The sequence below is a fragment of the Arthrobacter sp. 05T444 genome (assembly GCF_056395905.1).
Genome location: NZ_JBFTKK010000002.1, coordinates 82,748 through 94,292, shown reverse-complemented (window position 1 = coordinate 94,292; position 11,545 = coordinate 82,748). Strand labels below are relative to the sequence as shown.

General features: G+C 67.8%; 14 protein-coding genes. 11 read left to right on the top strand and 3 right to left on the bottom strand.

The window, feature by feature from the left end; genetic code table 11:
* Window positions 1-127 precede the first annotated feature (127 nt).
* Together AC1DD3_RS02650 and AC1DD3_RS02645 are read left to right on the top strand one after the other, a co-directional pair.
* Window positions 128-1,471 carry a M16 family metallopeptidase gene (locus AC1DD3_RS02650; RefSeq protein WP_476880884.1) on the top strand — a complete coding sequence of 448 codons (1,344 nt, stop codon included), beginning with the start codon at window positions 128-130 and terminating at the stop codon, window positions 1,469-1,471.
* Window positions 1,472-1,612: 141 nt separating this feature from the next.
* Window positions 1,613-2,074, top strand: a complete 462-nt coding sequence (locus AC1DD3_RS02645; RefSeq protein ID WP_230117555.1) for a DUF1579 family protein — start codon at window positions 1,613-1,615, stop codon at window positions 2,072-2,074.
* 30 nt (window positions 2,075-2,104) lie between these two features.
* Here AC1DD3_RS02645 and AC1DD3_RS02640 read toward each other — a convergent pair whose 3' ends face one another.
* Window positions 2,105-2,371, bottom strand: coding sequence for a MoaD/ThiS family protein (locus AC1DD3_RS02640; RefSeq protein WP_230117556.1), 267 nt, complete (start codon window positions 2,369-2,371; stop codon window positions 2,105-2,107).
* Window positions 2,372-2,375: 4 nt separating this feature from the next.
* A complete protein-coding gene (moaA, locus tag AC1DD3_RS02635; protein ID WP_476880883.1) occupies window positions 2,376-3,509 on the bottom strand; it encodes a GTP 3',8-cyclase MoaA in 1,134 nt (377 codons plus the stop codon).
* Between the two features lie 445 nt (window positions 3,510-3,954).
* Here moaA and AC1DD3_RS02630 point away from each other — a divergent pair, with 445 nt between their 5' ends.
* The 7 genes from AC1DD3_RS02630 to AC1DD3_RS02600 all read left to right on the top strand — a co-directional run bounded on the left by AC1DD3_RS02630 (window position 3,955) and on the right by AC1DD3_RS02600 (window position 9,700).
* Window positions 3,955-5,403, top strand: coding sequence for a molybdopterin-dependent oxidoreductase (locus AC1DD3_RS02630; protein ID WP_476880991.1), 1,449 nt, complete (start codon window positions 3,955-3,957; stop codon window positions 5,401-5,403).
* A gap of 23 nt (window positions 5,404-5,426) precedes the next feature.
* Window positions 5,427-6,716 carry a molybdopterin molybdotransferase MoeA gene (locus tag AC1DD3_RS02625; RefSeq protein WP_476880882.1) on the top strand — a complete coding sequence of 430 codons (1,290 nt, stop codon included), beginning with the start codon at window positions 5,427-5,429 and terminating at the stop codon, window positions 6,714-6,716.
* The gene (gene moaC, locus AC1DD3_RS02620; protein ID WP_476874843.1) at window positions 6,704-7,198 is read left to right on the top strand and encodes a cyclic pyranopterin monophosphate synthase MoaC; all 495 of its coding nucleotides are present in this window, start codon (window positions 6,704-6,706) and stop codon (window positions 7,196-7,198) included. The genes AC1DD3_RS02625 and moaC overlap by 13 nt, the downstream gene beginning before the upstream one ends.
* Complete coding sequence (locus AC1DD3_RS02615) at window positions 7,195-7,707, top strand: MogA/MoaB family molybdenum cofactor biosynthesis protein (protein ID WP_476874842.1); 513 nt, start codon at window positions 7,195-7,197, stop codon at window positions 7,705-7,707. Before moaC ends, AC1DD3_RS02615 begins: the two co-directional genes overlap by 4 nt.
* Window positions 7,697-8,161 (top strand): molybdenum cofactor biosynthesis protein MoaE, encoded by a 465-nt coding sequence (locus AC1DD3_RS02610; RefSeq protein ID WP_230117561.1) that lies wholly within the window; start codon window positions 7,697-7,699, stop codon window positions 8,159-8,161. The genes AC1DD3_RS02615 and AC1DD3_RS02610 overlap by 11 nt, the downstream gene beginning before the upstream one ends.
* A gap of 113 nt (window positions 8,162-8,274) precedes the next feature.
* Window positions 8,275-9,036 carry a MerR family transcriptional regulator gene (locus AC1DD3_RS02605; protein WP_476874841.1) on the top strand — a complete coding sequence of 254 codons (762 nt, stop codon included), beginning with the start codon at window positions 8,275-8,277 and terminating at the stop codon, window positions 9,034-9,036.
* 406 nt (window positions 9,037-9,442) lie between these two features.
* Window positions 9,443-9,700, top strand: a complete 258-nt coding sequence (locus AC1DD3_RS02600) for a hypothetical protein (RefSeq protein ID WP_476880881.1) — start codon at window positions 9,443-9,445, stop codon at window positions 9,698-9,700.
* Between the two features lie 72 nt (window positions 9,701-9,772).
* On the opposite strand, the gene AC1DD3_RS02595 is transcribed toward AC1DD3_RS02600, so the two are convergent.
* Window positions 9,773-10,138, bottom strand: coding sequence for a hypothetical protein (locus tag AC1DD3_RS02595; protein ID WP_230117564.1), 366 nt, complete (start codon window positions 10,136-10,138; stop codon window positions 9,773-9,775).
* A 129-nt stretch (window positions 10,139-10,267) separates the two neighbouring features.
* On the opposite strand from AC1DD3_RS02595, the gene dapB reads away from it, so the two are divergent.
* Window positions 10,268-11,026: a 4-hydroxy-tetrahydrodipicolinate reductase gene (dapB, locus tag AC1DD3_RS02590; protein ID WP_476880880.1), complete on the top strand. Its 759-nt coding sequence runs from the start codon at window positions 10,268-10,270 to the stop codon at window positions 11,024-11,026.
* A gap of 5 nt (window positions 11,027-11,031) precedes the next feature.
* Window positions 11,032-11,520, top strand: a complete 489-nt coding sequence (locus AC1DD3_RS02585) for a hypothetical protein (RefSeq protein WP_230117566.1) — start codon at window positions 11,032-11,034, stop codon at window positions 11,518-11,520.
* The last annotated feature ends 25 nt before the right edge of the window (window positions 11,521-11,545 follow it).

The window sequence follows — 11,545 nt, the reverse complement described above, 5'->3', positions numbered from 1 at the left end:
CCAGCAGACGACGGCGGGGCCGGTGGTTGATCCACCGGCCCCGCCGCCGTTAACCCCTCACACTCCGGCGTCGCGGCCCGCTGGTACGATTGCAGGCAGATTTGGCTCCGCTTCCTGAAAGGCCTTGATGACTGTCGTACCCCTGCCGCTGGCTCAGAACCACCCCGGCGACACCCTGATCCACGGCGCCGACGGCGGCTCGGTTGTGCGCCGGTCCGTCCTCCCCGGCGGGGTGCGTGTCCTGACCGAGGCGATGCCGGGCCAGCGCTCCGCCACCATCGGATTCTGGGTGGGTGTGGGGTCGCGTGACGAGGCACCCGGCCAGCACGGTTCGACCCACTTCCTCGAGCACCTGCTGTTCAAAGGCACCAAGCGGCGCACCGCGCTCGAAATCGCGTCGGCGTTCGACGAGGTCGGCGGGGAATCCAACGCCGCTACGGCGAAGGAGAGCACCTGCTATTTCGCCCGCGTGCTGGACACTGACCTGCCGATGGCCATCGACGTGATCGCGGACATGATTACCGGCGCCGTCCTGGACCCGGGCGAAATGGAGCAGGAACGGGACGTCATCCTGGAAGAAATCGCCATGGACAGCGACGACCCCACAGACGTGGCCCATGAGCATTTCGTCGCCGCCGTTCTTGGAACGCATCCTCTCGGACGCCCCATCGGCGGCACCCCTGACGCCATCAGGGCTGTAGCCCGCGACTCGGTCTGGGACCACTACCGGCGCTACTACCGTCCGGATGAGCTGGTCATTACCGCTGCAGGCGGCCTGGAGCACGACGTCGTGTGCCGCCTTGTGGTGGACGCCCTCCACGCCGCAGGCTGGTCGCTTGAGCCCGACGCAGCCCCTGTGGAGCGCCGCTCCACGGAACGCGCGGACATCACCGGCACGTCAGGCCTCCACGTGGTCAAGCGTCCTGTGGAGCAAGCCAACATCATCATGGGGTGCCCCACCATCGTGGCCACCGATGAGCGACGGTACGTCATGAGTGTGCTGAACGCAGTACTGGGCGGCGGGATGTCCTCGCGCCTGTTCCAGGAGATCCGTGAGAAGAGAGGGCTGGTTTACTCCACGTACTCCTTCGCCTCTTCCTACGCCGACGCCGGCTACTTCGGCATGTACGCCGGCTGCACGCCCACCAAGGTCCGCCAGGTACTGGAACTCCTGGGGGCGGAGCTGGACAAGCTTGCAGACGGCGGCATTTCTGACGACGAACTCCGCAAGGCAGTTGGCCAGCTGTGTGGCGGGATCGTCCTCGCCCTGGAGGACACCGGATCCCGCATGTCCCGGCTGGGCCGCGCCGAACTCGTCTCCGGCGAGTATCAGGACATCGACGAGACGTTGCGGCTCATCAAGGTCGTGACGGCGGTGCAGGTGCAGGAGCTGGCCCGCGAGCTGGCAGCCGCGCCGCGGACGGTGACGGTTGTGGGTCCCTTCGAAGAGACGGAAACCTTCGGGCTCTGATGCGGCGCGAGGGGTGGCCCCCAGCCGGAGCGGCACCGGACCTGCCCCTGACCATGCCGCTGGACATGCCTGCGGCGCGGGATCATCATGGAGCCAGACCACTCCGGAATTCCACTCGGAGTCATCCGACTCGGAGGAAGAATGGACCGGCCGCATCCGGGGACAGCGCACGAGGCGCTCGGGATTTTCGTCGGACGCTGGCTGGGCACCACTGAGCTGGCCTCATCGCCGTGGGGGCCGGCCCGGATCGCCACCGCGGAGGTGACGTTCACGCGGGCAGCCGGCGGGTTTGCGGTGGTGCAGACGTACCGCCACACCGAGGCCGACGGCACGCACTTCGAAGGCCACGGCGTCTTCACCGTCGACCCGGACCACGACGAAACCCTCTGGTACTACGTCGACAGCATGGGCAGGCCCCCGGCAGCGCCGGCCCGGGGCGCCTGGCATGATTCCACGCTGACAGTGGAGCGGCACAGTGACCGCGGAACAGCCCGGCACACGTTCCGGGTTGATAACGGCATCCTCATCCACACCGCCGAACTCAGGCTGGGGGACGCGCAGGACTTCAGCCCCTTCATGACGTCAATCTGCCGGCGGGCGTGACCCGCAGTCCGGGTCTGAGCCGCTTCGTTCTTAACCGCCGGCGAAGGGCGGCAGGACGTCCACCACGTCGCTGTCGGAGAGAACCACCGTGCGGTCGCGGACGGCAACCTCGTTGAGCAGGAAGCTGCTGCGGGCAAGTATCCTCGCCAGCGGTGGCGTCCCGGCAGGCGGCTCGGGGCGTTCAACCTCGAGCACGGCGGCCAGCAGCGACTCCACCGTGGCCCCGGCGGGAAGGTCGAAGCGCTCTTCCTCCATGCCTGCAGCGGCGCGTGCGGCAGCGAAGTAACGTACGTTCAAGGGTTCAGCCTCCGATGGCGCTCATGCTGCGGTCCGGCTGGACGAAGTCCGGGGCGTCGAGTCCCACGTGGTCCATGCCGTGGGCCCTGGGCTTGACCCACATGGCGTCCTGCCAGCGTTCCGCCAGTTCCTGATCACTGGCTCCGTCGCGAAGCAGGCCCAGAAGGTCGAACTCCTCGCGGGAGAACAGGCAGCTCATGATCTTGCCTTCGGCCGTGATGCGGGTCCGGCGGCAGTCCGAGCAGAACGGCTCGGTGACCGAGGCGATGATTCCCACGGTGCCCAGCACCGGTCCGTGCGGATCAGCTGACCCCGCCACCCGGCGTCGTACTTCAAAACGCTCGGCAGGCGCGCCGTCCCGGACACGCGGATCCGGGCTCAGGAGGTAGTCCGCGGAGAGGAGGTCCCGGATTTCCGCCGCGGTGATCATGTTCCGCCGTGTCCAGCCGTGATCGGCGTCGAGCGGCATCTGCTCGATGAACCGCAGCTCGTAGCCCCGGTCCAGCGCCCAGGCGAGCAGGGACGGGGACTCGGCGTCGTTGATTCCGCGCATCAGGACGGCGTTGAGCTTGACCGGCCCCAGGCCTGCCGCCCAGGCCGCATCCACGCCGGCGAGGACACGGTCCAGGAACGGGCGCCTGGTCAGTTCGGCAAACGTTTCCTCGTGGAGGGAATCAAGCGAGACGTTGATGCGGGTCAGCCCGGCCGCTTTGAGCGCGTCGGCCTTCTTGTCCAGGCCTACCCCGTTGGTGGTCATGGAGATCGGGAGCTCGGGGTGCGCCTTACGGAGGGCCGCAATGATGTTGACCAGATCCGCCCGGACCAGAGGCTCGCCGCCCGTCAGGCGCAGCTCGCGCACGCCCAGCAGGTCCACGCCCACCCTGACGATCCGCACGATTTCCTCGGCGGACATGACAGCCTGCTTGGCCAGCCACTCCAGCCCCTCGGCCGGCATGCAGTACGTGCACCGTAAGTTGCACTTGTCCGTGAGGGACAGCCTCATGTCGGTGGCACGGCGTCCGTAGCGGTCTGCAAGCCCGGCAGGAGCATCGGCCGGACGGGCAGCGGGAAGGCCCTGGGCGCCCGGAACCGGGCTGCCTCCTTCGCGGGGCTGCGGCATGCCAAGCTGAACACTCATAAATTCAGGCTACGCCACGTTGGGCACAGCTCCACGCCTGTGACATTCCCGGGACGGGCAGGCCCGCCGTTCAGATCCATGCGCCGCGGGAAGGGGCAGGCGCGGGTTTGGGAATGACGCTGGAAAAGGCGCCGACGGCGGCCGGCGAACTTATGCTGGAAGGGTGAACAAGTCCCAGCCGGCAGTGCCCCGGGCAGCAGCCGGGCAACAGAACTACACCCCTGAACGCACCCGTGGACCTGTGCCGGTTACGGCGGCAGGGGCATCCCCTGCGGAACAGCCTGCCGAACAGCCGCCCGTCGCGTCTGGGCGAATTCCGGAACCCGGGCCTGGCGCTGGTGCGCAGCCCCGCGGCTGGGCTGCGGCCGCCGGTGTGGTGGCGGCAGGCACGGGACTGGTGGCCAGCGAGCTCATCGCCGGGTTCGTCAGCCCTTCACTGTCGACCATGACGGCGCTGGGCGGCGCAGTCATTGACGCAGCTCCGCCGGGAGTCAAAGATTGGGCGGTTTCGCTTTTCGGCACCGCGGACAAGATAGCGCTGCTGACCGGCATGGCGCTGGTGATCGCAATCCTCGCGGCCGTGGCCGGTGTGCTGGAGCTGCGCCGCCGCTTCGCCGGTGCCGCCGTTTTCGCGGCCTTCGGCATCGTGGGCGTGGCGGCAGTCCTGACCCGCGCCCAGGTGACTGTCACCGCCGTCGCGCTCCCCGTGCTGGCGGCCGGCATCGGAGGACTGCTGCTCCAAAGCCTGATCTGGCGGCTGGCCGCCTGGCAGAAGGCCGCCGCACCACGTTCCCGCGGGCAGCACCCCGGGCAGAACAGCGCGGAGCGGCGCAGCTTCCTGCAACTGCTCGGCGGCACGGCAGCGGCCGTCCTGGTGGGAGGCGCCTTCGCCACCGCCTGGCGGGGAGGCGCTGCCGGCGTCAGCGAGCTCCGCAGCGCTCTCCGGCTGCCGTCCCCACGTTCGCGGGCCGCGGGCATTCCGCAGGGCGCCCAGATTGGCCTGGCTGGAATGGTTCCCCTCGTCACCCCGAATCCCGATTTCTACCGCATCGACACCGCACTCTCCGCTCCTGTGATCGATCCGCGCGAATGGACGCTCAAAGTGACCGGCATGGTGGAACGGGAGGTAGAGCTCAACTTCGATGCACTGCTGGCGAAACCCCTCACGGAACGGCATGTGACCATCGCGTGCGTGTCCAACGAGGTGGGCGGCGACCTGATCGGCAATGCGCTCTGGCTTGGCTGGCCCGTCCGTGAGTTGCTGGCGATGGCGGGGCCGAAGCCCGGCGCAGACATGGTGCTGTCCAGAAGCACTGACGGCTGGACAGCAAGCACGCCGCTGGAAGTCCTGACTGACAAAAACCGGGATGCGCTGCTCGCGGTAGGCATGAACGGCGATCCGCTGCCGCTGGAGCACGGGTTTCCGGTGCGGATGATCGTTCCCGGCCTGTACGGATACGTGTCCGCCACGAAATGGCTGACTGAGCTCAAAGTCACGAGGTTCGCCGACGACGTCGCGTACTGGACACCGCGCGGCTGGTCAGAGCACGGCCCCATCAAGATCTCCTCGCGGATCGATGTGCCCCGCGACGGCCGGCCCGCCCGCGCCGGCACGGTGATGTTCGGCGGGGTGGCCTGGGCGCAGCACACCGGAATCGGCAAGGTGGAACTGCGCGTGGACCGGGGCAACTGGCAGCCGGCCGACCTCGCCCCGGGCATCTCGGTGGACACGTGGTACCAGTGGCAGCTCGGCATCGACCTTCAGCCGGGACAGCACGAGGTCCAGGTGCGCGCCACGGACCTCCGCGGCGCCGCGCAGGCCGAGGAACAAAGGTCGGTCGCCCCGGACGGCGCCACGGGCTTCCACACCATTAGAGTTGACGTGAACCCGTAGCCGCCGTTCCCGAAGGCAGGACCATGCACAGCCAACCGCAGCCGCACGCCTCTGCCACCTTCGCCTCCGCTCCGGCAGCAGCCGCCGAAACGGGGCACGCCGCCCACGCCCACCGCACTGTGGCCGAACACCGGCGTGCCGTCCGGGAGCTCCTTGAGCCGCTGCCGGCCGCAGGGCGCACCGAGCGCCTTTCCCTCGCCGATGCCCTGGGCCGCGGGCTGGCGGAGACCGTGACCGCACCGGTCAGCCTGCCGTCCTTCGCCAACTCCCAGATGGATGGCTTTGCCATCCGCGCTGCTGACGTGCCCGACGGCGGCGCGGAACTGCGGGTTGTGGCTCCGGTTCCGGCCGGCTCGCGTCCCGTCCCGCTGCAGCCGGGCGAGGCGGCCCCCATCATGACCGGAGCCATGGTCCCGGCGGGTGCCGATGCCGTCGTGCCCGTTGAGCGGGCCGTTCCGGCCAGGTTCCCGGTACCCGGCGAGGAAGCGACGGTGCGGCTGCCCGCGGCGCCTGCCGGAACGTATATCCGCCGTGCAGGAAGCGACATCCGGGCTGGGGAAATTGCCCTGCCCGCCGGCACGTTTTTGGGGCCGGGCCAGCTGGGGCTCCTCGCAGCACTGGGACTGCCGGACGTCCTGGTCCACCCTGCACTGACCGTTCTGCTGGTCACTACGGGCGATGAAGTGGTGGAACCGGGCGAACCACTGGAGGACGGCAAAATCTACGACGCCAACGGCACCCTGCTGGAATCGTCCTTGCGGCAGGCGGGGCTGGCAGTGGTCAGGGCCGGCATCTCCACCGACAACCCCGCCGCGCTGCGCAGCCTCCTGCGCAGCCACACGGCCACCGTGGACCTCATCGTCACTACCGGGGGAGTCAGCAAAGGCGCGTACGAAGTGGTGCGCCAGGCCATGGACGGCCAGGCCGTGGTCTTTCAGCATGTGGCGATGCAGCCGGGCGGCCCGCAGGGGCTCGGAACGTTCGACGGCGTCCCTTTCCTTGGGTTTCCGGGTAACCCTGTCAGTTGCCTCGTTTCGTTCGAGATGTTCCTGCGTCCCGTCCTCAGCGAACTTTTCGGCTCGCCCGCGCCACGGGCCAGGATCCAGGGCCGGCTCGCCCAGCCGCTGACGTCGCCGGCAGGCAAGCATCAAGTGCGACGGGGAACGCTGCTGCCGGACCGCACCGTGCGGCTCGAGGGCGGCGAAAGCTCCCACCTCATCAGGGCACTCGCGCAATCGAACGCCCTGGTCCACGTGCCTGAAGGAATCTCCGCGCTCGACGAGGGCGCCGAAGTGGAAGTATGGATGTTGTGACTGCACAAAATGACAGCGCCGGGCTTACGCACCTGCGCAACGACGGCACCGCCCAAATGGTGGACGTCTCAGGAAAACCCGAGACCACGCGTGAGGCCACGGCCACAGCAACAGTCCGCAGCACCGCGGAGGTCCTGGCGCTGCTGGGCACCGGCGGGCTGCCCAAAGGCGATGCCCTGGCTGTGGCCAGGGTGGCCGGCATCATGGCGGCCAAGAAGACACCGGAACTGATTCCGCTGTGCCATCCGCTGCAGATTTCGAAGGTGACCGTCGACTTCGAACTCGGTCCGGATACCGTGGACATCCTGGCCACCGTCAGGACCAGGGGAGTCACCGGCGTCGAGATGGAGGCCCTGACTGCCGCCTCCGTCGCTGCACTGAGCGTTTACGACATGATCAAGGCCGTGGACAAGCACGCGGTACTTACCGACATCAAAGTGCTCGCCAAAAGTGGCGGCAAGAGCGGGGACTGGACACTGTGAGCGGCACGCAACCCCATGTCCACGGCGACGTCCAGGGCCGGAAGGCAGGCGTTGTCATTGCCTCAACGCGCGCCGCGGCCGGCTTGTACCGCGACGAGACCGGGCCCGTCATTATCGACTGGCTCACCGAACACGGTTTTGAGACGTTTCCCGCCATGGTGGTCCCCGACGGCGAACCGGTGGGAGCGGCCATCCGCGCGCTCCTGACCCAGCAGCCCGCCGTCGTGATCACCAGCGGCGGCACGGGACTCAGCCCCGACGACCGCACGCCGGAAATGACGCTCCCGCTGCTGGACCGCGAAATCCCCGGCATCATGGAGGGCATCCGCCAGGCCGGGATAGCCAAGACCCCGCACGCCATGCTCAGCAGGGGCCACGCCGGCGCCGCCGGCAGGACCTTCATTATTAATCTTCCCGGATCACCCAAGGGCGTCATGGACGGCCTGTCCGTGCTGGACCCGGTGATCGGGCATCTCTGTGACCAGCTGGAGGGCGGACATGGGCACTGAAGCATCCTTTGAAGTAGTTCACGCGGTGCTGAGCACGGAGCCCATCTCCGTGGACCAGGCCATCGCCGCCGTGGAGTCGGACACGGCAGGAGCCGTGGTCAGCTTCAGCGGCGTGGTGCGGAACCACGACGGCGGGAAGGCAGTCGAGCGGCTCAGCTACAGCGCGCACCCCACGGCACACCAGGTGATGGCCGACGTCGTGGCGCAGCTGGTGGCCGAACACGCCGTCGGTGCTGATGCCCAGGCACCGCCGGTGAAGATCTGGGCTGCCCACCGGGTAGGACCCCTGGAAATCGGGGATCCCGCCCTGGTCTGCGCGGTATCCGCGGCACACCGGGGGCAGGCGTTTGCCGTGTGTTCCGAGCTCGTTGACCGCATCAAGGCACAGGTTCCCATCTGGAAGGAACAGTTCTTCGCCGATGGCACCGTGGAATGGGTCGGGGCAGGAGCCTGAGCGGCGGGTGACTTCCCGGCAAAAAAGCGGCCTTGACCCTTCCGTAACGTCAACCTTTAGAGTCGCATTAGCGGGCCGGACCGGCCGGCCGCTGATGGGCAAGGGGAGGACGCATGGACTGGTCCATCCAGGAGATAGCGAAGATCGCCGGCACGACGAGCCGCACGCTGCGCCATTACGACGACATCGGACTGCTCAGGCCGAGCCGGACCGGCCATAACGGCTACCGGTACTACAACTCCGCTGCCCTGGTGCAGCTGCAGCGCATCCTGCTTTTGCGCGAACTGGGCCTCAGCCTGCCAGTGATTTCTGACGTGCTCCGGCAGGAGACGGATGCCGTCAGGGCCCTCGGCGGGCACCTTGAGTGGCTGCAGCAGGAACAGGCAAGGCTGGCCAGGCAGGCGGCCTCCGTCCGGCAAACCATTGAGTCATTGAAAGGAGATGGGGAACTCGTGGCAGAAAAAATGTTCGACGGTTTCGACCACACACAGTACAAAAACGAAGTCGAGGAACGGTGGGGGAAGGACGCCTACGCCCAGGGGGACTCCTGGTGGCGCGGAATGAGTGCCGAGGAGAAGCAGGCCTGGCGGCAAGGCTCCCAGGATTTGGCGACGGACTGGATCCGCGCCGCAGGGTCGGGCGCCGCAGCCGACAGTGCTGAGGCGCAGGACCTGGCGCGACGCCACGTCGACTGGCTCACCGCCATCCCGGGGACACCGGCGTCCCGGGGCGGCGACAGGAAGGGATATGTGGTGGGCCTTGGCGAGATGTATGTCGCCGATCCGCGTTTCGCAGCAAATTATGGCGGCGAGGCCGGAGCGGGCTTCGTCCGCGATGCTCTTCGCATCTATGCGGAGCGGCATCTCCAGAGCTGAGGAGAGCTGAGGGGTATAGCCGGGTCCGGAGCTTCTGGGGGGAGTGCGTCCGGACCCGGCAGTCCTGCAGCCGAGGGTTCGCGGCGATCTTCGACTTCAGGACACTCCAACTTTCGCCCGGGCGTCTTGAGGAAAGCCGCACCCTGCATCCCCGCCACATGGTCCCCCGCCGCCCCCCTCATGGGGGTGGTTCCCGCTCGTGGGGGGCAGGGGGCTTAGGACAGGGGGTCCTCGGTCCGGGTTTTCGTAGCAGAAGCGCGACACGATGACGCTCGCCGGGGAAAGCCGGCCAGCCGTTGCGACGGCTGGCCGGCTTGCCGGGCACGCCCGGACGACTAGCCCGGGCGGGTCTCAGGTCAGTGGGCGAAGGGGCTCTCTGGCCGATTGGAGCGGAAGGAGTGGGCCGATGGAGCCGGGAGACCCCGACACGGAGGCCCGACCGCGCGGGCTTCACGCCGGGAACCCACTGGAGTCCGGGTCAAGGGAGCGGAGGGCTGGGGATCCTTCCCTGCGCGGTCAGGTCCTGGACGTCATCGCTGACGTCATTTCCGGAACAACGACATCCCCCGAGGTGCGGCGCAGGCTGCTGTGGCAGCTGATGGAAAATCCGGGAAACCCGGAGCGGGCCTTGCTCTCACACCTCCAGGAATTGGAGGGGCCTTAATGCCGCCATGCCCCCCGCCGCATGTGCGTGCGGCGGGTGAGGGGCGGCTTCTGGCAGCCAGGCAACTGGCCGTTACAGGACTTCCAGTGCCCCGTTTGCCTTGATGCCGGGGTCCCGGAGATGTTCCAGCAGAGCCCGTTCCGGGTGGCCGGGATTGTCCGCCAGATGTTGCAGGAGGCGGCCGCGGACCTCGGGCCGTACAGGTTCAGAATCGGAAAGGACATCCAGGATGATGTCCAGGATCTGCTGGCGGAGCTCCGGATTCCCCAGCTGGACGCACGCAGGCGCCTGTGGGGCGGCGGTCTCCCACTGCTGTGGAGCGACGTGCTCGTGAAGATCGCGGGTGTCGATGCGCATTCCGGACTCCTTCGGCTCGTTGAAGTCACGATCCTTGTCCCCCTGGAGTTCCATGATGAGGGGCAAACGTGAGGGGTGCATGAGACTCGTCTGAGAGTCTTCTCATAAGGGTGCTGGCCACGCGGCGGCCTCTGTGCGCCCTCAGGCACGGGAGGTAACGCATGGGGACCGGTTCCTTTCGCCGGCCGGGCGAAAGGTAGGGTTGAATCCATGACCGAACAACTCGCTGTCGCCGTCCTTGGCGCGAATGGGCGCATGGGCGCCGAAGCAGTCAAGGCCGTTGAATCGGCTCCCGACATGAAGCTCGTCGCAGCCTTGGGGCGTGGCGATTCCCTGGACACACTGCTCAGCGCCGGGGCCCGGTTCGTCGTGGACCTCACCGTTCCGGAGAGCACGGAGGAGAACGTCCGTTTTGCCGTGGAGAACGGCATGCATGCCGTGGTGGGCACAACGGGCTGGGACGCAGCACGGCTTGAGAAGCTTGAAACGCTGCTCGCCGGCAACCAGGGCGTCGGCGTCCTGATTGCGCCGAACTTTGCCCTTGGCTCGGTGCTGGCGTCGGCGTTCGCCGCCAAGGCCTCCAAATACTTCGAATCCGTGGAAATCATCGAGCTCCACCACCCGGACAAGGTTGACGCGCCCTCCGGCACCGCCGTCCGCACCGCCCAGCTGATCGCAGCAGAGCGGGCAGCGGCCGGGATGGATCCCAGCCCGGACGCCACCACCAGCGGGCTTGCTGGCGCCCGCGGGTGCGACGTTGACGGCGTCCGCGTGCACAGCGTACGGCTTCGCGGCCTCGTAGCGCACCAGGAGGTCCTGCTCGGGGGGCCGGGGGAACAGCTGACGATCCGCCATGATTCGTTTGACCGGGCCTCGTTCATGCCGGGGGTCCTCCTGGGCGTGCGGAACGTCGCGCTCCACCCCGGACTGACCGTTGGCCTGGACGGCTACCTGGATCTGGGGCTGTAGAAACTGTGAAACCGCTCCTTGGCCAGCTGGCGAAGAACCGCACCAAGATCTGGGTTGGGGCAGTGACGCTCCTCCTGGTCTTCTATCTCATTGTCTCGTTGCAGCGCTCCGTGCTTCTGCTGACGGATCCGGAGCCCGTTGCCAAGGCGATCGGCGCGGCGTACCTCGTCCTGCCTGTCATCGGCGCGTGGGCCCTTATCCGTGAACTACTGTTCGGCGCCCGCACCGAACAGATGGCGCGCGTGCTTGAGGCCGAAGGCGGCCTGCCCGTTGACAACCTGCCCCGCACGCCGGCAGGAAGGATCGTCCGCGCCGCCGCGGACCAGGAATTCGAGAAGTACCGGGCCGAAACGGAGGCAGCCCCGGACGACTGGCGTTCCTGGTTCCGCCTCAGCTGCGCGTACGACGCCGCCGGCGACCGCAAGCGTGCCCGTTCTTCCATGCGCGACGCCGTTCGGCTTTTTCGCACCTCCAAGGGTGCCCTGGCGGGATAGCCGCCCGGATCCTGCTGACGGAACC